At 56.8% G+C, this 20,834-nt stretch carries 17 protein-coding genes; 13 read left to right on the forward strand and 4 right to left on the reverse strand.

Annotation, left to right across the window (positions count from 1 at the left end):
• Positions 1–624 precede the first annotated feature (624 nt).
• Together G8764_RS15095 and G8764_RS15100 are read right to left on the reverse strand one after the other, a co-directional pair.
• Positions 625–2,388, reverse strand: a complete 1,764-nt coding sequence (locus G8764_RS15095) for a purine-cytosine permease family protein (protein WP_166165505.1) — start codon at positions 2,386–2,388, stop codon at positions 625–627.
• A 95-nt stretch (positions 2,389–2,483) separates the two neighbouring features.
• A complete protein-coding gene (locus tag G8764_RS15100) occupies positions 2,484–3,803 on the reverse strand; it encodes an ABC transporter substrate-binding protein (RefSeq protein ID WP_166165506.1) in 1,320 nt (439 codons plus the stop codon).
• Positions 3,804–4,677: 874 nt separating this feature from the next.
• Between G8764_RS15100 and G8764_RS15105 the strand changes: the two genes are divergently transcribed.
• From G8764_RS15105 to G8764_RS15130, 6 genes are all read left to right on the forward strand, one after another.
• Positions 4,678–5,184, forward strand: coding sequence for a GNAT family N-acetyltransferase (locus G8764_RS15105; protein ID WP_166165507.1), 507 nt, complete (start codon positions 4,678–4,680; stop codon positions 5,182–5,184).
• A gap of 85 nt (positions 5,185–5,269) precedes the next feature.
• Positions 5,270–5,719: a DUF1294 domain-containing protein gene (locus tag G8764_RS15110; protein ID WP_166165508.1), complete on the forward strand. Its 450-nt coding sequence runs from the start codon at positions 5,270–5,272 to the stop codon at positions 5,717–5,719.
• Between the two features lie 305 nt (positions 5,720–6,024).
• Positions 6,025–6,513 carry a P-loop NTPase family protein gene (locus G8764_RS15115; protein WP_166165509.1) on the forward strand — a complete coding sequence of 163 codons (489 nt, stop codon included), beginning with the start codon at positions 6,025–6,027 and terminating at the stop codon, positions 6,511–6,513.
• 213 nt (positions 6,514–6,726) lie between these two features.
• On the forward strand, positions 6,727–7,032 hold the full coding sequence (locus tag G8764_RS15120) for a putative signal transducing protein (RefSeq protein ID WP_166165510.1): 306 nt from the start codon (positions 6,727–6,729) through the stop codon (positions 7,030–7,032).
• A gap of 18 nt (positions 7,033–7,050) precedes the next feature.
• Positions 7,051–7,512, forward strand: a complete 462-nt coding sequence (locus G8764_RS15125) for a methyltransferase family protein (protein WP_166165511.1) — start codon at positions 7,051–7,053, stop codon at positions 7,510–7,512.
• 96 nt (positions 7,513–7,608) lie between these two features.
• Complete coding sequence (locus tag G8764_RS15130) at positions 7,609–8,571, forward strand: calcium/sodium antiporter (RefSeq protein WP_166165512.1); 963 nt, start codon at positions 7,609–7,611, stop codon at positions 8,569–8,571.
• 39 nt (positions 8,572–8,610) lie between these two features.
• On the opposite strand, the gene G8764_RS15135 is transcribed toward G8764_RS15130, so the two are convergent.
• On the reverse strand, positions 8,611–9,366 hold the full coding sequence (locus G8764_RS15135; protein WP_166165513.1) for a hypothetical protein: 756 nt from the start codon (positions 9,364–9,366) through the stop codon (positions 8,611–8,613).
• A 138-nt stretch (positions 9,367–9,504) separates the two neighbouring features.
• The gene (locus G8764_RS15140) at positions 9,505–10,068 is read right to left on the reverse strand and encodes a lipid-binding SYLF domain-containing protein (protein ID WP_207951912.1); all 564 of its coding nucleotides are present in this window, start codon (positions 10,066–10,068) and stop codon (positions 9,505–9,507) included.
• A gap of 242 nt (positions 10,069–10,310) precedes the next feature.
• On the opposite strand from G8764_RS15140, the gene G8764_RS15145 reads away from it, so the two are divergent.
• The 7 genes from G8764_RS15145 to G8764_RS15175 all read left to right on the forward strand — a co-directional run bounded on the left by G8764_RS15145 (position 10,311) and on the right by G8764_RS15175 (position 20,832).
• A complete protein-coding gene (locus tag G8764_RS15145; protein ID WP_166165514.1) occupies positions 10,311–12,383 on the forward strand; it encodes a hypothetical protein in 2,073 nt (690 codons plus the stop codon).
• A gap of 127 nt (positions 12,384–12,510) precedes the next feature.
• Positions 12,511–13,539, forward strand: a complete 1,029-nt coding sequence (locus G8764_RS15150; protein ID WP_166165515.1) for a patatin-like phospholipase family protein — start codon at positions 12,511–12,513, stop codon at positions 13,537–13,539.
• Positions 13,540–13,725: 186 nt separating this feature from the next.
• On the forward strand, positions 13,726–14,355 hold the full coding sequence (locus G8764_RS15155) for a trimeric intracellular cation channel family protein (protein ID WP_166165516.1): 630 nt from the start codon (positions 13,726–13,728) through the stop codon (positions 14,353–14,355).
• A gap of 361 nt (positions 14,356–14,716) precedes the next feature.
• Entirely contained in the window at positions 14,717–15,700 is a 984-nt protein-coding gene (locus G8764_RS15160) for an efflux RND transporter periplasmic adaptor subunit (protein WP_166165517.1), read from the forward strand.
• The gene (locus tag G8764_RS15165; RefSeq protein WP_166165518.1) at positions 15,697–18,783 is read left to right on the forward strand and encodes an efflux RND transporter permease subunit; all 3,087 of its coding nucleotides are present in this window, start codon (positions 15,697–15,699) and stop codon (positions 18,781–18,783) included. Before G8764_RS15160 ends, G8764_RS15165 begins: the two co-directional genes overlap by 4 nt.
• 33 nt (positions 18,784–18,816) lie before the next feature.
• A complete protein-coding gene (locus G8764_RS15170) occupies positions 18,817–19,389 on the forward strand; it encodes a TetR/AcrR family transcriptional regulator (protein ID WP_166165519.1) in 573 nt (190 codons plus the stop codon).
• A gap of 111 nt (positions 19,390–19,500) precedes the next feature.
• On the forward strand, positions 19,501–20,832 hold the full coding sequence (locus G8764_RS15175; RefSeq protein ID WP_166165520.1) for an alpha/beta hydrolase: 1,332 nt from the start codon (positions 19,501–19,503) through the stop codon (positions 20,830–20,832).
• The last annotated feature ends 2 nt before the right edge of the window (positions 20,833–20,834 follow it).

Raw genomic sequence — 20,834 nt, forward strand, 5'->3', positions numbered from 1 at the left:
CGAGCAGATCATCGAACTGCGCCGCAACGCGAAGGCTGGCGGTGAATCGGATAACAACCAGGCAGACCTGCCGTTTGACGACAACATCGATTTCTGAGCGCCCGTAAGCAAAATAGGGCGAATTACGAGGCGGTGTAATGGCGGTGTTGCGTGAAATCAAACGGCGGCAAATAACCGCGCTTTTACTCCGGCGTTAACAACAGGCGGGACCCAAAAGTTAATTGTCAATGTACACACTGTCAGAGAACCATTTTCTATCTTAAACGTAATCAGGAGTCTTTGGATTTATAGCACTAATTAGACTGTTTAATAAAATACCAAATAGCCTGATAAATATGTACCTAATTACGCCTATGAATAAGCCAGCTATCGGCGATAGTAAACATATACCCTGTAGCCCTTGGGACAGCAGCTTTGCTCCCGGCCTGGCTCCAGGGACTTGCTTTCAAGACTCGCCGAGGTTCCATCCATGGAGGCTCCACGACAGCATCCCTGCTGTCGAGGGTCTTGAAAGCAAGCCCCCGCAGCCAGACCTAACACAGTGCCGGCTGCACGACGCTTAGCTTAGGTGGTAATTAGGAATACGTATGTATGTATGGCGCGGCTCAGGCGCGCCCCCAACAACTACTTGGCAGCCACAGCTACATCTGCTGGCTGGCCCGCACGCTGCAGTGCTTTAGAGCGCTGCAGATCCCACCAGGCGAATACGAAGTAGACGAGCGTACACCAGATGGTCACGTCGTAGAAAACTTCCCGGTTCACATAGTACTCGTAGAGATCGGGGCTATTAAAGAGCACCCGCCACGCGAGCACGGCAGGCACTATAAGGCCGATGATGATCCAGACCGCCCGGATGATCTTGGTGAGGGCAGAGGAATCCTTAACGGGCACCTGGTTTTCCTCCGCTGCCAGCCGGGCATGGTACTGTTTGACTCTGTTATCAAATTCTTGCTCACGCTGCTCCGCTTCCGGGTAGCTCTTGTCGGCGCCGGCCGCTTTCGCCAACAAGGTGTAACAGACAATCGCGACCACCCAGGTCGGCAGGAACAGGTACACGAAGTATATGATGCCAAGGGCATCCAACCCAAAACCGAATACCAGGCAGATCGCCCAGGTGAGCAGCGCTGGCTTGTTGTCCTTGAGGCCCTTCAAGCGGTGCCAGTTAGTCTTGTAACCGAGCCGCGGGAAGATGTGCTGCTCGGCGAATACGATGCCGCCTATCGGCACCAGGACGAGCCCCGCGTAGGCAAGAATGGGCAGGATTTGGCGGTAGATAAACGGGAAACAGCTTCCGATTACGACCACCGCCCCAACCGCAAGCGTTACCTTCTGGCGGGCGATTGTTGGGAATACGGCCTGGGCCGCCAGGCCTGCGCGATAGAGGTTGGGGTTGGCTGTTGTCCACCCCGCAATGACAACGATCACAAAACCGGTGGCGCCGAGCGCGTAGTAGGCAACATCCCCGGGTGACACCACAGCGATGCTCAACTTCATGATCGACGCCGTCGCTGCCCCCATCAGTGCCGCAGAGATCCAGGCGATGTAGTGGCCGAACATCATGCCGGTTGCGGTACAAAGGCCGTAGATAGATTTTTTCGCGTAGCGCAGGAGCGCCATATCGACAAGGCCAAAATGCGCGAACGTGTTCGCCGCCCAGGCGAAGCCTATCACTTCCACCAAGCCGATCCCGGGCTCCCCTTCAGCATTGATGCCGGTAAACACGGTTGTGCCCGCCAGGCTGATGAAGTCGGAAAAACTGGCCAGCGTCGTATACCCGGTCAAGGTTTCGTTCAACGACGGTATCAGCACCATGCCACCGGCGGTGAACATCACCATCAGCCAGGGCGTGCAAATGGTGGCAAACTCGGCCACCAAGTTGAAACCGTGATAGGCCACCAGCACCGCGATCACGCTCGCCGAGGCGGCAATGATGACAAAGTACAAACTGGTGGGATACGGATCGGTCTGCGGAGGAATATCAAACAGCGCCCGAACCGCGGTCGCCGACACGGTGATCATCGCCGCAGAGATGGCCACGAAGATCAGTACGTTTGCACCGTTGTAGAGCCGCGAAACCATATCGCCCATGTTGTGTTCGATATAAGTATAGAGACTGAGTCGGGTCTTGACCGCGATCGGCGCAGTGATCAGCCAGAAGCTTATCGCGGCAAGGGTGTTGCCGATGAGGAGCCCGACCAGGATGTCCTGGATGGTAGCGCCCATCGCCACGAACGCGGCGCCTATAACAAATTCGGTCGCAGCGACGTGTTCCGAACCATAAAGGCCCAGGAAGTGAGTGGCGCCATGCAGGCGATGTCTGGGTACGGGCAGTTGTTCGTCATCTATTTCCGCTATGGCGCCTTGATGATCGCGGATGTTGTCAGTCATTTTTTATCCCCCAGCAAATTTTATTTCCAGCCAATCTTTGCGCGATCTGTATATGCACAAACTTCGGACATCGAGCGCGTGGAGAATCGCGATCACTATTCCTTTAGAAAGCGGGCGCGTTTGATGACCTTGCCCGTCACCCACTGTGCATTTTTCAAAGCTTCACTGGGTGATATCTTACCGGCTGCGGCTTTGGCAATCTGGGCACCGACCGCTGTCGCCATACCGGGAAACTCGGGGATCGCGACGTACTGGATTCCGGTATAAGGAACCTCGTCCACCGTTGGATGCTCCGGATCTGCCGCCTCGATGCTGGCGAGCACCATAGTTGCGAAAGGCGCTGCCTCCAGGTAAGCCGGGTTCTGGTAGAGTGACTTTCTCGTTCCCGGAGGCGCATTCACCCAGCCTTCTCTTGCGGCTACGAGTTCGGCATACTGCCTCGATGTAGCCCATGCCACAAAGCGCCTGGCAGCTTCCTGGTGCTCTGACCCCGAGGAAATCGCCAGCGCCCAGGCCCACAACCAGTTGCTACCTTTCTCCCGCCCCTTGTCCGGTGCGAGGGCGAAGCCTACACTGCCTGCCACGCTCGACTCTTTGGGGTCGGTGATGGACGACGCGGCCACCGTCGCGTCAATCCAGATCGCGCACTTTCCGTGCTTGAATAACTGAAGTGTCTCGGAGTAGCCATTCGACACAGCGTCCGGCGGTCCGAAGTCCTTGATCAAGCTGACATATTCACTGACGGCGCCCGCCCAGGCTTCGCTATCGAACTGGGGCCGCCATTCATTATCGAACCAGCGCGCACCATAGGAGTTTGCCATCGCCGTGATCAGGGCGACGTTTTCTCCCCAGCCTGGCTTCCCGCGCAGACAAACACCATAGGTATCGGAACGCTTTTTACTGATTGCAGAGGCGGCTTTGCGGATAAAGTCCCAGGTGGGGGCGGCTGGCATTTCGAGTCCGGCTTCGTCGAACAGGTCGGTTCGATACATCGTGAACGAGGATTCGCCGTAGAACGGAGCCGCATAGAGCTTTCCATTGAAGGAAAGGCCCTCCCTGATCGTGGGCAGAAGGTCATCGACGTCGTAGCCTTCGGGCATCTTGTCCAGCGCTGATAGCCAGCCTCGCTCCGCCCAGATCGGAGCCTCGTAGCTTCCAATCGTGACGATATCGAACCGCCCCGTACTGGTCGCTATGTCGGTAGTGACCCGTTGACGCAGAGTGTTCTCATCGAGGACTATCCACTCGAACTTTATATCCGGATTGGCGGAAGTGAAGGCAGCTGACAGCCCTTGCATCCGCTCCATATCCGGGTTGCTCACCGTAGCAATTCGGAGTGTTGTTGCAGCGATTGAGGGCGTTGCGACGGCCAGGGTGATGGCAACCAGGAGTGACTGGCAAAGCTTTATCTGCATTCTTCCACCACTTGTTTTTGTTTATTGACGTAAAGCGGCTTTTCAGACTGCATCAATAGTTCATAGCAAGTCAAGCGAGATCGGACATGATACTGATTATATGCCTGGGTAGCAGGTGCGCCCCGATGACATCAATGCCAATGAACCACTGGTACAAACCAAAAAACAATAGGCGCCAAGTGATACCGGCACGTGAATTTCATTTTGTACATGTTGGCACGCAAGTTCACACCAGCCTCGACGGAGTGGGCGCCATTGCAACGACGCGGCTTCAAATTGTGGTGGCCAACCCAATACCGTTGCAAGTTTCGGAGACTCTGTCAGGCGCAGTTCCATGCTGAAGGCGACCGGAACAAACGCCCGGTAGCACTCCATTTATCAGCCGCTCGATCTCCTTTTAACGGTAAAATGTCTGGTAAAACCTGGTTTGCGGTCGGTTTAACCGTCTCTACCCAGATCCGGTCCTTTCTAACGACCTGCTGGCAAAAGAGCGGCAATCCGTTGCGATCCACCTTGACGATGAACCGGGAGTGCGCCTCCACAAGGTCGAGAAGTTGGCTTCGAGCTGGTCCTCGGTCAGTATATTGGGGCAGACATCCGGAAATTCGGCTCTAGGTAAGTGCGAATGAATGGGAGCCGATCGCCCGCTCCACTTTGCCCTGCCGGCGCACTGCGCTAACATGTTTACTGTACAGTGAATTAAGCTTCTTCTACTGTGCTGTGTTCACGAGTAAATCCTCGAACAGCCATACCGGAGGGTGTTAGATCCGAAAACGCAAATAGTTGAATTAAAGAAAGCACGGATCGATAGATATGGAAACGAAATCCAGTAACCAGCCCGAATACAGCTGTTAACTTTTCCAAGAGGTCGAGATTGGATATCCAGATTAGCAACGAAAGCTCCGCCGATATCACGCACATACAACGGGTTACAGAGCAGGCATTTTTGCATGCTCCCCACACCCAACACAATGAGCAGTTAATTGTTGATGCTCTTCGCCGCTCAGGGGCCCTAACGACCGCCCAGGTAGCCAAAGTTGACGACAAGATAATTGGTCATGTTGCGATCTCGCCTGTCTCCATCTCAGGTGGCGCAACAGGTTGGTTTGGCCTTGGACCAATTTCTGTTCTGCCTGAGTATCAAAGGCAAGGTGTTGGGTCAAAACTAATGAAAAGCTCCCTTGCCGCTCTTCAAGCAATGGGGGCGGCTGGTTGCGTTGTACTGGGGGACCCTGATTATTATTGTCGTTTCGGATTCAAGGCGGTTGAGGGGTTAGTCTTTCCCGGCGCGCCTGCCGAATACTTTCAGGCACTATCTTTTAACGGCAGTTTTCCCAGAGGTGAGGTGTCGTACCATCAGGCATTCTCAGTCCAGGGTTAACCAGCACAAGCTCAGAAAGTAATTCCGCTACTGGACAGATTTACCTATGCTCTGGCTGTTAGAGATTAAAACCGAGTTCTAATAAATGAATTACCAACGTCTTGTTATTATGGCATTTGTGGCATTCGTCGTTGCTTCATACTGTTTCGGCTATACACCGCCTTTAGTTGGAGTAGTGTTTTTCCTGGCGAGCCTTTTGGCTTATTACTATTACGCCAAAGATAAAAAAGCGGCAATAAACAGTTCCTGGAGAGTGCCGGAAAACAAGCTACACTTATTAGCGCTATGCTGTGGCTGGCCTGGTGCACTAATGGCGCAAGAGAAATTACGACATAAAACAAAGAAATCAGGCTTTCGCGTCGTATTCTGGTGCACGGTATTTATAAATATCGCCAGCCTGGTATGGATTCATACGCCACAAGGCGAGTTTCATTTTCGGACGGGTTTAAACACACTCAAAAATTTTGCGTCGAACTATGTAAAATCAGACGCCATTAATTCAACCGTGCGTTTTCTAACGAGTTATCGTGCATAGGAATTCGGAATTCGTCGCCAAGCAGATGGCAATGTACCCAGCCAGCAAGTCGGCGGCGGATCTCCGTTCCGACGTTTCGCGCCAATACTCCAGCGGAACGTTGCCCCTCAGATATGATCATGGAATCTCGAAAACAAGTCAGGCTGGACAATAATGAGAGAATGTGTGCAATTGGTTACAGTATTTCGCGGGCTCTCTGGGCTAATCAGGACAGCTGCCGACGACAATTAAAATTCACATATAAATAAATCCGTTTTTAGATTTTCCTACAAGCAGGATATGTGATCTACAGGTAAGGAAAAGCATTGAGAAAGTTATTAATTTTTGGCAACTCCAGCTCCGGCAAATCGACTCTGGCAAAGCATCTCTCAGCCAAGCAAGGCTTAGCCCACCTGGATTTGGATACCTTAGCATGGCTTCCGGTTTCGCCTCCAGAAAGAATGCCCATTGATAAATCAGAGGCAAGGATACAAACCTTTCTGGAACAGAACGAGTGTTGGGTAATTGAGGGGTGCTACACCGATCTGCTGGAGTTGGTGGCCAGCGAGGCCTCGGAAGCAATATTTATGAATCTCAGTGTTGAGCAGTGCCTGGTCAATGCCAGGAATCGCCCCTGGGAACCGCACAAGTACGAGTCTAAAGCAGCTCAGGATTCGAATTTGGATATGCTCTTGAGCTGGATAAAGGATTATAAAACCAGATCAGACTCTTTTTCTTATGAATCTCATCAGCAGTTTTACGATTCCTTTCAAGGAAAAAAATGTGTTTTTACCGAGAATCAGGTCCTCACATAACAGACAAGGGTATATAGTGGATCAGCCAGCCCCAATATCCTTACCGCTTATACTTGCCTGGTCAACCACCCGCGACTGTGATGAAAACCATGCTATCGTAAGCCAGCTTCCAGATGTTTAGGGGTGGCACCTATATTATGGTGCTGGCTTTGGCCAATCATCGAGTTCAGGGCGTGCATCCGAGAAAATTTTTATGCCTGTGAGTATTCTGTTATGAAGTTGATTTATACCAATGAAAATCGACTGCTGGTTGGTAATGTGCAGAACATTTTGGAAGCACATAACATAGAAGTCATTTTAAAAAATGAGTATTCACAGGGAGCTGTGGGTGAGTTATCAGTCTTTGATTCATGGCCAGAGCTGTGGATTTTGATGGATTCTGATTACGAGAAAGCGGTTAAGGTCATTGAAAATTATAAAAGTAAAGAATCTGATCCCGAATGGGTTTGCAGCACCTGTGGTGAAAGTAACGATGCCTCGTTTGATTCATGCTGGAAATGTCAAAATGAAAACTCATAACACGTCACCAAAAGTTGTATGAACGCACTTGAAAACAAAATACCACCGCCATTAGTTGCACTGGCATTTGCTTTGCTTATGTGGTGGATTTCACGTATATCACCAGCAGTAGATATCAGCTTCAATTACAGAATTTCTGCATCGACAATACTATTTATAACAGGTTTGTTGTTTTGTCTTTTTGGGGTTGTTTCTTTTCGGCGTGCGAAAACAACGGTGAACCCCCTAACGCCTGAAGCCGCGACTTCCCTTGTTATCTCCGGTGTGTATCGTATTTCCAGAAATCCAATGTATGTTGGCTTTGCCTTTTTTCTTCTGGCATTTTCGATTTATTTATCGGCACCATTATCCACCATTGGGATAGTAGGTTTTATTTGGTATATGAACCGATTCCAGATAAAGCCTGAAGAAAAAGCACTGGAGAAAATATTCGGTATCGAGTTTTCAGATTATATGCAAAGAGTGAATCGTTGGCTGTAGTGCACAAGGATTCACTACAAAGGCTTTCGGTTTTTCAAAACTATTGCAAATGTGGTGGCACCCAATCCTGGTGAAGAAAAAGCTTGAGTCTCAATAATGATTAATTTTTTATTTTTAATACTCGGCGTGGGTTTACTTACCGTGGGTGGTGAAGCCCTGATTCGCGGCGCACTAGCCAGCGCAAGGCGTCTCGGTGTATCGCCATTGCTCAGCGGCCTCGTTATCGTAGGTTTCGGCACTTCTGCACCGGAGTTGGTGGTCTCGGTAGATGCCGCATTAAATCAGCGACCGGATATCGCGGTTGGCAACGTTGTGGGGAGCAATATCAGTAATATATTGCTGATTTTGGGAGTGTGTGCCCTGATCTCGCCGCTAGCCGTCAAGCCGCTGGCGCTTCGCCGGGACGCAGTTACGGTGGTAGCGGCAACGATATTATTCCTGGTTTTGGTCGGCGGAAGTGCGCTGGGTCCTGGGGACGCAGTAATTTTCCTGGCGGCCTTAGTGGCTTATTTAGCGTGGGCATATTGGAGCGAGAGGTTTCACGCCGCCCCTTCTGCGGAGCTTCACAAGGCCGAGGCCGAAGAGTTGACCGCTCTGCCAAAGTCAGTGGTTTGGATTGCTACGACAGTGATCGCCGGTCTGCTGCTATTAATTTTTGGGTCACAAGTGCTACTTGCGGGGGCGGTAGGAATTGCAGAATACTTCGGGGTTTCCGAAGCCGTTATCGGCCTGACGCTGGTAGCAGTTGGCACATCCCTGCCGGAGCTTTCAATTTCGGTGATTGCAGCGCTGCGTCGGCACGCAGATGTCGCCGTAGGCAATATTCTGGGCAGCAATATTTTCAATTTATTGGGGATTCTAGGTGTATCCGCGCTCCTGCAGCCACTGCCAGTCCACGCAAGAATCCTGCAATTCGACCAATGGATCATGCTCGGATCGTCCCTGCTGCTGCTACTTTTTTTGTACACAGGGCGCCGCCTAAACAGATTCGAGGGTGGCATACTCCTGGCTGGCTACGGAGTATATATCGGCCTGAGTTTTACGGTATATAGTAGCTAATTTTCCAGCATTAAACAGACATGGGCGGATTGGTCAGCTCTATTGGCGCCAGTGAATAATGATGTAGCTGCCCTGATACGGATACTCCATATGCAGGAGGCCGCTGGGATCCATCTTCAGTGTCAGGGGCAGTCCCGACTGCGGCGTAAAGGAGGGGTCGTTGCTGTTCAATACGCTCATCTGGTGGCCTGCTCCAACGGCGCTGATTTTGCCCTGATAGAAATAGCTACCACCGTTACCCCACATATCTATGGCGGTCAGGTTGGCGCGCCACGAGAGCTGGGATTGAGTTGCCTTGTCAAAGGCAATATTGCCATTGACCGTGGCCGATAGATCAACACCGTTTTCTTCGTAGCTGTTCATGTACCAGTTGCCGGAAGGCAGAAAAGCGGCCGATGGTGGTGGCGCTGATACAGACGGCGGCACTTGGGTGGTAGCGGTTGCCGGCGATGGAGTTTGAGTGACCGGCGGCAGCTGCGTTGCCGTAACCGGTGGCAGTTGCTGGCGGACCGTTTGTTCGTCGGATGAGGCTGGCTTATTGACGGGCGACTCCACTGCAACGATTGGAGTCTGGCCAAGCGTGGGGGAGGCTTTCTGGGGTAAAAAACGTGGCACCAGCACCAGCCCGATACCCAGGACAATCAGGATAATCGAGGGGTTACTGACATTGAGCTTAATGCCAAAGCCCTCAACATTGTTGCTGGCATCACCACTTTTACCCGCGATAAAAAGGTACAGGCCAATAACAATCAGCACGGCACCTATGACAACGATAAAGTAGTCGAGCGTATCCATAGCCTGGTGTCGTGCCTCGTATTAATTATTCTTGCAGTGGCCCTGCGACAATCATACCCCTATCCGGACAAAAAAAACTACCCCAAACCTGCCCTCGCCGGCGCGCTAAGGCATCGCAAAAAACGCTGCAGTGTGCGGTTAGTTCAGTTCTGAGTCTTTCCAGAATTTCACGCCCTTGATGGTGGCCTGCAAAGCCAGGCCACTTTCGGTAAAGGTGTAGACAGTTACGTCACCGAAATAGCCCTCTCCCTCAACCGACATGCCGCGCTTGGAGGCCTTGGCGGTAGCGTCCGCGTTGCCGCCGAAGGTCCAGCCGTTATCGATAAAATGATTGATCGCCTCAACATTGTGGAAGACCATAACGATGCGGTAATCCTTGGCACCAATCCCCAGGCCGACGCCACCCTCAGCCATATTCATATAGGTAACTTTACCGCTAATATTGTTGGTGACTACTCCGTAGCCGGTGCCGGCGGACACTACCAACAGATTGAGGTTGGCATTGCTGAATACTGCGTAACCCGCTGCCGAGTTGATCTGCGCCCGGGTATCGGGTTTGCTTTGGTAGAGTTGTTGCAGCACCTGGTTTTGCATGCTGAGAATGTCGGCTTGTTTCTGGGCGACGGTGCCCTCTCCCATCGACGCGCAAGCGGTCAACAAAAGACTTAGCATCAGGCAGGTAAATAGGCGAAAAGTTGACATGGTTTGACCTGTTCATTGTTGAAAAGTGAGGACCAGCATACCGCAGTTCGCGAGCGAGGGTCACTGTGAGAAACTTGAGACCTGCTTATTGACCAATGAAAGCCGGATTAATTCACTCCGGAGTGAATCATCGAACCTTGCGCAAGCTGCTTGGGCCTTTCGTTTCAGAGCCGACCCATAGATAATGCCCCTCGCCTTGCTAGGCCAGGGCGAGCAATACAGAAACCGAAGGAAGAACAATCATGAATGGATATCAGCGCGCACTCTGTTGCGTCGCAATCGCCTGTCACAGCTTATACGCCATGTCACAACCCCGGACCTCAGTCGGCCAACCGATGATACTCGATCAGCAACTGGGGTTTCAGGCATCAGTGTTTGGCGCATTAAACATGCTCTTACTGCGCGGTGACCCAGCGACCCGAGAAGACCTGTCCAACAGCTTCCGCCTTTGCGAAAACTCTCTGCAACAGGAATATTCCTTCGACCGCAACCTGGCGACTGCGGCACGTGTTGAGGGCGACGGTGAAAATTACCAGCGCTGGTTATACAGCGGTGACTCTGTCTACAGCGCGCTCACGGCCCATCACACCTACTGTGCGCCGCGGCAGGAGCCTATCGAGCAGGACACAGAAATTCTGGCAACTAACTCCCTGCAGTTTGCCATGCACAAGCGCACAAACCTGGACGACTTCAGGTTTTCCAACTATCCGTATTTTGCCGGAGCACAGGATGTTATCGAGATCAGTAGCGTTGCGGTCAGCAGCACCGGTGACCAGTCCAGAAAAACATCCGCAACCCAGCTGTTTATTGGCCAGCCAGGCTGGCTTGAAACCGGGGTTAGCAATCACACCTACAACCTGACCAACCTCACGGTCGAACAATACGACAGTAACGGAAACCTGACCGCCACCCCTGACAATTTCTGGCTGGGAAACAACCGCGTCCATTCACTGGTGAGCTCGGATTACAACGGCGATGGCATCGAAGACATTGTGCAGATCGGCAATGTTCTCCACTCACGGGTGCTCTGGAATATGGTTGTTACCGACCCGGTTACCGGCAACTTGCTTAGATCACAGAATTTAGGCACTTATACGACCGGCCGCTGGCTACAAAACTTCACAACCCTGCCTGACATCAACGGTAATGACATCGATGAGATTGCCTTCGATTACATCCAGAATGGTATCAGTAGACGCAGCATCCTTTCCGGGTCGTCGTTTTACCCCATTCGGCGCCTGAACAATACCAGATTCAACTACCGCAGTTGGCCCACCACCAATTTGAAGAACTCGGAAATGGTCACCCTGCAGGATCGCAATCGGGACGGCGCTGCCGAAGTGGGACTGTTCGGCCTGTCCGAAGATCGCCAGCCTCAGCTGTGGGTTTTCAATGGCGCCAGAATCGGCCACAAGATGCGCACCTATGTCTGGCCGGCCAGCCTCAACAACCCGCAACTGAAACAAATCGGCGATATCAATGTCGATGGTATTGCCGAGGTCGCCATCTTCGGCGCGCGCAAGGACAACGGCCACAACCAGCTGCTGGTCAAGGATGGCTATTTCTCCGACGTTACCTACCCCAGCTATACCTGGCCCGATAACTGGCGTGGCGCGCAGTTATTCGTGCTCAGGGATATGAACGGTGACGGCGTCGACGAGGTGGCCCTGTTCGGCAAGCGCAGGGATGACGGGCGCTCTCAGGTGGTGGTGAAAGACGGTGCCAACCCGGGCCAGATACTCGGCTCCTATGGCTTTCCCGCTGAGCTGGCGATCGCCACCCGCTTCCTGGCGGTGCCGGACCGCGACGCAGACGGGGTGGATGAACTGGGGGTCTGGGGCCGCCGGCTCGATACCGGCAAAACCCAGTTGATTATCAAGAGCGGCAAAACCGGCCAAACCATTGAGCGACCGGCCTGGAGCAGCAGCTGGAAAAACGGGCGGGTGGTGATGCTACCGGATTTGACCGGTGACGGGCTGGAGGAGTTCGCGCTGCTGGGGAATCATGACAGCAACAGCTACGCCGCTCTGGTGGCCTTCGATAGCGCCACCGGCACTCGCATGAGAACCTTCAGCTGGCGCGGCTTCGACGCAGTAGAAGCGGACTTGCATTTTTTTAGCGATATGAATGGCGATGGCATCAAGGAGCTGGGGCTGTATCAGTACGACGCCGGCGTTGGCGGCAAACTAATAATTCGCAGCGGCACAGACCCGGAGCTAAAGCTCTCGGTGCGACGCTGGGGCCATGAATGGCGTCATTCGCCCTCGTGCAATTGGTGTTATGACGCCATAGAAGACGCCAGGATTGCCCAATAGAGCTAACACCACAGCAATGGTTTGCAGGGCTTTAGACGTCGACCAGGCAGCTGCCGCTCCCGGTGGGCGCATCCGGAATTGAGGAGTATAGTAGGGTCACAACAAAAACGATTTGAGGGAGTAAATCATGGCCAAGTTAATCCTTTCTCTCGACGGTGGCGGCGTTCGCGGCGCTGCCAGTGCCCGTTTCCTGACCCTTGTTGAAGATGAGCTGCAGAGAAATCACGCCAGGTCCCTGCGCGACTGCGTAGACTTATACGCCGGCACCAGCACCGGCAGCATCATTGCCCTGGCGCTGGCCACCACCGACCTCTCGGTCGAGGCCATCAGCGATCTCTACAATGTGGACACTGCGCGTAAGATCTTCAAGGAAAACAGGGGGCTTTTTGAGATCGATGGCTTGAACGCGCCCAAGTACGAAGGCAAGGGTAAAACCAAAGTGCTGAGGGACAATTTTGGCAGTGCAAAGGTTGGCGATGTGGCCGCCGGCAAGCATGTACTGGTGGTCGGTTACGCCATCGAGAAACGCAAGCCGGAGGTGATCAAGTCCACCACGGCGGAGTTTCGTGGCCTGGCGTCCTACAAGGTGGCCGATGCCTCCAGCGCGGCGCCCACCTACTTTCCGACCCAGTCCATCGAGATGGGAACCCCCCGCGAGCAAAACTGGCTGGTGGACGGCGGGGTGACCGCCAACAACCCCACCATGTGCGCCATTGCCGAAATCCGCCATGCCTGGAGCGATACCTCACTGGACGACGTTCGCGTGCTCTCCATCGGTACCGGTTATCGCACTCGCAAGATCAACGGGCCCGATTCCCGCGGCTGGGGAGCGGTGCAGTGGTTCACCCAGGGTCGTATCCTCGAGGTACTCACCGACGAGCGCGTGGTCGCCTACCAGGCCATGGCCATCTCCCGGCCGGGCAGTTACATTCGCGTCAATGCCGACATGTGCCGTCAACCCGGGCTGCCCAACCCGCCCGATGATGCCATGGATGATATCAGTCGCAAGAACATCAACCGCCTGAAAGCGATGGGAGAGTTCTGGTTTGAGCGCTACGGCGCGAGCACGGTGCAACTGCTGCTCAACACCTACCAGGGGCCATCACTGGACCGAATCGACCCCGCCACCGGGCAGCCCTGGCCGCAGACCTCGTAGCAGTTCATCTGAAGTAGCGGTTCGACTGCAGTAGCGGTTCGACTGCAGTAGCGGTTCGACTGCAGTAGCGATTCGATCGTTTTAGAGGTTCGATCGTCGTAGCAGTTCGAACCGCAGAAATTGTTTCGCCCCGGGGCTGGTATACTTGCGCCACCCCCTCCCCGGTGCAACGGTATTGAATCGCTTATGTCGCCCTCGGTCATCACCTTTCTCGATTTTTTCGGCATTACCGTGTTCGCCATCTCCGGCGCACTGACCGCGGGCCACAAGAGACTGGACATATTCGGGGTCATGGTGGTCGCCCTGATCACCTGCCTCGGCGGCGGCACCCTGCGGGATTTGATTCTCGATGCCCACCCGGTTGTCTGGTTTGAACACACCAGCTATTTACTGGCCGGCATACTGGCGGCATTGTCGACGTTTTTTGTGGATCGACTCTATCGCATACCGGTGCGTGTGCTGGAAGTGTGTGATGCGATCGGGCTGGCGTTCTTTGTCATGACCGGTCTGCAAAAAGCGCTGTCGCTGGGCCACAGCCCGGAGATCGCCCTGGTCATGGGGCTGATGACCGGAGTGGCCGGGGGAATAATGCGGGATATCGTCTGCAATGAAATCCCGCTGATTTTTCATAAGGAAATCTACGCCACGGCGGCTATCGCCGGGGGAACCCTGTTTCTGGTGTTGCGGCACTTTCAGGTCGACCCCGACATCGCCATGCTCATCGGTATGTTGACCATACTCACGCTACGCTTGACCGGAATATTCCTGGGGCTTTCCCTGCCGGCATTTTTGCTCAGTGAGGAAAAGAAGGAGTAGACCCGGCCTGCCACCTACCAATGCGCTGGGGGCTCCTGTTATGCGCTGAGGCGCTGAGGGCTCCTGTTATGCGCTGAGGCGCTGAGGGCTCCTTTTCAGCTTTTCAGCGCTGAGGGCTCCAATTTTGGCACCTCAGTCGCCGCGGCCAGCTTGCGGTTGCACCGCCTGAACCCTATACTTTCCGGTTCTTGGTTGGTTAACCAAATTCACACATTTTTCCCCTGACCACTAACCTTCCAGCGCCCAAACAGGAACCGCGATGTACAACCACCGGCTTTTCATTTTGCTCTTGTGCGTATTCCTCTCGGCATGTGGCACAGAGGCAGAGCACCAAAGCACGGACCCGGCCACTGCCCTGACAGTGACTACCAGCCGTATCCAGCAAGCCCGCCTGCTGCACCAGTTACTGGCCCAGGGCAATGTGGTGGCCTGGCAAGAGGCGCAAGTGAGCAGTCGTATCGGCGCTATTCCCCTGGTTGAAGTCCTGGCCAATGTCGGTGACCAGGTACAAAAAGGCCAGCTGCTGGCCCGGCTGGATGAGCGCACCGTGCGGGTGGACCTGGCCCAGGCGGAAGCCGGCCTGGCGGAAGCGGAGGCCGCCCGCATAGAGGCGGACGCCAACTACGCCCGGGTGCGACAACTGAGCGCAGCGCAGAATGTCAGCGAGCAGGATCTGCTGCTGGCCAAGACCCGAGCCGCCACCGCCCTGGCCCGGCAACAAAGCGCCGCCGCTTTGCTGCAACAGCAGCGCCTGCGCCTGGCGGATTGCCGCATTGTGGCCCCGGACGACGGTGTGATCTCGGCGCGGCAGGCAGTGCTGGGCCAGATCCCGGTGCCGGACAGCGACCTGTTCCGCCTGATTCGCCAGAACCGGCTGGAGTGGCGGGCGGAATTATTGCCCGAGCAGATGGCCAGGGTGCAGCCCGGCCAGCAGGTATTGATCGATCTTCCCGGTGGTGGCCAGGCTGAGGGACGGGTGCGGCAACTGGCGCCGGCCCTGGGCCTGGGGTCGCGCCTCGGCATCGCTTACGTCGACCTGCCGGTCGGCAGTGGCGCACGGGCGGGCATGTTCCTGTCCGGGCAGATACGGCAGCAGGAGTACGACGCGCTGGTGGTGCCGGCCGAGTCCATCGTCCTGCGCGACGGCCACAGCATGGTGTTCCTGGTGAGCGAGGATGGCGAGGTGCGCGCACGCCGGGTTGAAACCGGGGCCCGCCAGGCTGAGCGGGTAGAAATTCTCGCCGGTCTGCAGGCGGGCGATGTAGTGGCGGTGGCCGGTGCCGGCTTTCTCGCCGATGGCGACCGGGTGCAATTTCGCACCATGGCACAGGTACCCGCACCATGAGTCTGGCCACCTGGTCCGTTCGCAACCCCACCCCCACGGTGCTGGTGTTTTTCTTTTTGACCATCGCCGGCATCTGGGGCTTCAAGCACCTGCATATCCAGAGTTTTCCGGATATGGACTTTCCCATGGTCAACGTGATCCTGACCCAGCCGGGAGCCGCTCCCGCGCAACTGGAAACCGAGGTGGCGCTCAAAGTCGAGCCGTCCCTCGCCAGCCTCAACGGCGTCAAGTACCTGAATACCAGTATCACCGATGGCTCGGTCTCGATCGCGGTGGAATTCGAGATCGGCACAGCACTGACCGAGGCCCTGCTGGACGTGAAGGACGCTATCGACCGGGTGCGCAACGAACTGCCGGCCGACCTGGAAGACCCGCAGATTTCCAGGGTCACGGTGGGCCCGGGGGACGCGCTGGCGGTCTACGCCCTGTCCCACCCGGATATGGACGAGGAGGCCCTGTCCTGGTTTGTGGATGACACAGTGGAGCAGGCGGTGCTGGGCGTGGCCGGGGTCGGCAGTTTTGAGCGCCTCGGCGGTGTCAGCCGCGAGATCCAGGTCACCATCGACCCGGTGCGGGCGACCTCCCTGGGCGTCACAGCCACTGATATTTCCCGCGCGCTCGGCCGTGTGCATCAGGACACCTCCGGCGGGGTGGCGAAGATCGCCGGCCTCGAGCAGGGCGTGCGGACCCTGGCCAATGTCCAGCGCCCGGCGGACTTGCGCGCCCTGCCCATCGCCCTGGCCGATGGCCGCTCCCTGCGCCTCGACCAGGTCGCCAGGGTCGAGGACACCATTGCCGAGCGCAGCCTGGCGGCGCGCCTGGACGGCCGCCCGGCGGTGGGTTTCAAGGTGCAGCGCAGCAAAGGCTACGACGAGACCCAACTGGCTACAGCCGTGGCCGCGGCCATGGCGAAACTGCAGCAACAACACCCGCAACTGCAAATCCGGCTGGTGAAAACCTCGGTGCACAACACCCTGGATCAGTACAGCGGCTCCATGGATATGCTGCTGGAGGGGGGCCTGCTGGCGGTGCTGGTGATCTGGTGGTTCCTGCGCGACTGGCGCACCACGGTGATCGGTGCGGTGGCCCTGCCGCTTTCCATTCTGCCCACCTTTGCGGTGATGTACTGGATGGATTACTCCCTCAATACCATTACCCTGCTGGCCCTGGCGGTGGTGGTGGGGATCCTGGTAGACGATGCGGTGGTGGAGGTGGAAAATATCGCCCGCCATATGCAGCAGGGCAAATCCGTGCGCACGGCGACCATTGAAGCCGTCAACGAAATTGCCGTAGCGGTGCTGGGCACGACTGCCACCCTCGTGGCCGTGTTCCTGCCCACGGCGTTTATGAGCGGCATTCCCGGCATGGTGTTCAAACAGTTTGGCTGGACCATAGTGGCGGCCATTATCGCCTCGCTGCTGGTGGCGCGCATGGTGACCCCGGTGCTGGCACTTTGGATCCTGAAACCCATCGATCACGACCCGCCGCCCGGGCGCGTCATGAATAACTATCTCCGCTGCGTGGCCTGGTGTATCCGCCACCGCCGCATCACGGTGGCTGCCGGCCTGTTGTTTTTTCTCGGCTCGCTGGCCCTGATTCCACTGATGCCCACGTCGTTTATCCCACCGGAAGACAATGGCCTGATTACGGTCAACATGGAGCTGCCCCCCGGCAGCAACCTGCAGCGCAGCCTTGCGGTGGCGGAAGAGGTGCGGCTGGCACTGACCGATATCGAGGGCATCGATGCCATGTTCACCGCCATTGGCAGCGCCTCGCAAAACATGAGCAGCGGTGGTACCAACGCCGGCCAGGTGCGCAAGGGCACCATCAGCCTGGTGCTGGCACCGCGGCCGCAGCGCATCAGCCAGCAAAAAATCGAGAAGATCGTACGCGCGCGCCTGAACGACATTCCCGGCGCGCGGCTGAGCCTGATGAGCATGCATCCCGGTGAAAAACTGCAGATCATCCTCATTGGTAACGACGCCGAGGCCCTCAAGCTCAGCGCCCAGGCCATCGAGCGGGACCTGCGCAGCCTGCCGTTTCTGTCCGGGATCGTCTCCAGCGCCAGCCTCGATCGCGCCGAGGTCACGGTGCGACCGGACCCGGTGCGGGCCGCGGAACAGGGTATCAGTACCGAGCAGATCGGCGAGACCCTGCGCATCGCCATGTCCGGCGACTTTGAGCCGGCCCTGGCCAAGCTCAACCTGGAAAACCGCCAGCTTGATATTCGGGTGAAAATGCCACTGCAGCTGCGCCAGGACATCGAGGCCATTGGTCAACTGCGGCTGCACGGCCGCGACGGCCTGGTGCCACTGGCCAGTATTGCCGAGCTGGAACTGGAAAGCGGGCCCTCACAAATCGAGCGCTACAACCGCCAGCGCCAGGTCACCATCAGTGCGGATCTCGGCGGCTACCCCATCGGCGCGGCGGTGCAGGCCCGCGACGCGCTGCCGTCGGTGCAGGCTCTGCCCGCCAGTGTCAAACTGATCGAGGCCGGTGATGCCGAGCTAGCCCAGGAGATGATCGCGGGCTTCAGCGTCGCGCTGGCGCTGGGGCTGCTTTTGATCTACGCCGTGCTGGTGCTGCTGTTTCGCGACTGGTTTCAGCCGATTACCATCCTGTCGGCGGTGCCCCTGTCCATCGGCGGTGCCTTTTGTGCCGTGATGCTGGGGGGCCACAGTTTGGGAATGCCGGTGATGATCGGCCTGATTATGCTGCTCGGCATTGTTACCAAAAACTCCATCCTGCTGGTGGACTTTGCCCTGATCGCCCAGCGCGAAGGCCTGTCGCTGCAAGACGCCATCACCGACGCCTGTCGCAAACGCGCCCGCCCCATCGTGATGACCACCGTCGCCATGCTCGCCGGCTTGACGCCGCTGGCACTGGGCTTTGGCGGCGGTGCTGCGCTGCGCCAGCCCATGGCCATGGCGGTAATTGGCGGCCTGATCACATCGACCGCCCTGAGCCTGCTGGTGGTGCCGGTGGTGTTCCTCTATACCCGCCGGCTGGAGACCTGGATGGTAGCGCGGCTGGCCAGGCCGCACGCGGCGGCGCCAGCCACTGACGAGCAGTTGCCCGCCTGACCCTAACCACAGCGAATTGTCCGGTACCGATCGATGAGCAATACTCAACCCGTGCGCCAACGCATTCTCGACGCCGCCCTGGAGCTGGCCCAAACCGTGGGTATCCAGGGTCTCAGCCAGGCGCGAGTGGCGGCCCGGGCCGGCCTGCGCCAGAGCCACCTGACCTACTACTTCCCGGTGCGCACCGACCTGATCAAGGCCACCCTGTCTGCAATTCACGCCCAGATCATGGAAGAAGCCCACAGTTTGCCGAACAGCAATAGCGACCCCGAGCGACTGCGCGAAGCCGACCTGCGCCACTTTTTTACCAGCCAGGTGCGCAACTCGGCGCGCACCCGCCTGTTGTTGTCGGCCATGCACGCCTCCCAGCAGGAACCGGAATTGCGCCGCTGGTTTGCACAGTTTCATAAAGATCTTTTATCAACCCTGGGCGAGATCCTCGCCAGGGCCAGCATCAGCGCGGCGGAGGAAGAGCGAGAACTGTTTCATGTGTGCATGATCGGCGCCAGCTTGCAGGCCCTTCACATCGGCACTGAGGAGGCCAAGGACCGGGCATCGCGCATCGTCGGCAAGGGTTTTGACAAGCTGCTGGCGGCGGCGGATTAATGCCGCCCTGCGCTGATAGCCTTCCACCGCGTAGCGTAATACTATGAATTGCCATCAGGGTATGCGCCAGCTAAAGTGCAACCCGTCAAACATACACAGGCATGAATTACTATGGATTGGTTATTGGCACTACTGGCACTGATCAACCTCGTTGCCATGGCAGTGGTTTACTTGCCGCGGGACGCGGCTCACAGATCCATCCCCTGGGCGGTTTTCGGCATTTCCCTGATCGCCACGGAGCTGGCCTGGGTCTGGCTGCCGCTGCAGGCGCTGCTCGCCATGGTGCTGATTTCGGTTGGGGCACTGGATTCCGGCCTCGGCGCTCTGGCACTGCTGGTATTGCTGGCCACCTGGCCCGGGCTGGGCTGGAACATCTGGCTCAGCACGAAAGCCGAAGCGGCCATTGAAGACGGGCTGGTGGAGGGCCTGGGGCCCAATTACCGCAGCCAGATTCCGCCCCAGGCGCAGGCCCGCCTGCGCCACGCTGTGCGTTTTTCCGACTGGTGCAAACCCCTTTCTTTCGCCCGCCCCGGGGTGGAAGTGATCCGCCACATTCCCTACGGTCCCGCCGGCATTCGCCAGCAACTCGATATCTACCGCCCCGTCAACTTGCCTGCGGACGGCTGCCCGGTGCTATTGCAAATTCACGGTGGCGGCTGGGTCATGGGTGACAAGGGCGGGCAAGCCCTGCCACTGATGTACCACCTGGCCAGCAAGGGCTGGATCTGTGTAGCGGTGAACTACCGCCTGAGCCCCAGTGTCGGTTTCCCCACCCATCTCCACGACTGCAAATCGGCTCTCTGCTGGATCCGCAAGCACGGCCGCGAGTACGGCATGAACCCCGACTTTGTCGCCGTAACCGGCGGCTCCGCCGGCGGCCACCTGACTGCGCTGATGGGGCTCACCGCCAATCTGCCCGAACTGCAACCGGACCACCCCAACATCGATACCAGCGTGCAGGCAGTGGTGCCCTTTTACGGGGTCTACGACTTCCTCACCCGCCACCAGCAAAGCAAGAACCCCAGCGGCTACCAGGAGTTCCTCACCGACCGGGTGCTGCACCAGAGCGCGACCAGCAACCCCGACCTGTGGCGCCTCGCCTCGCCCATCGATCACATCAGCCCCGCGGCGCCGCCATTTATGATTCTGCACGGCACCCTCGACAGCCTGGTTTCGGTCAAGGAAGCGCGGGTCTTCCGCGAGCAGCTGCAAGCGGTATCCGGCAATCCGGTGGTTTACGCAGAATTGGAAGGTGCTGAACACGCCTGGGAGCTGTTTCACTCGCTGCGCACCGAGCATTCTATCGATGGGGTGCACCGCTTCCTGGAATGGGTACTGGCCGGCCGCGCCGCCAAGCCACAGACCACGACTGAAACCGGCAACCGAGGTACCTCCACCGGCAGGGCCCCCTCCCCAACGCTGCCCTCACAACGACTATCCTGAGC

Source organism: Pseudomaricurvus alcaniphilus, assembly GCF_011440395.1.
Taxonomy (GTDB): Bacteria; Pseudomonadota; Gammaproteobacteria; order Pseudomonadales; family Cellvibrionaceae; genus Pseudomaricurvus; species Pseudomaricurvus alcaniphilus.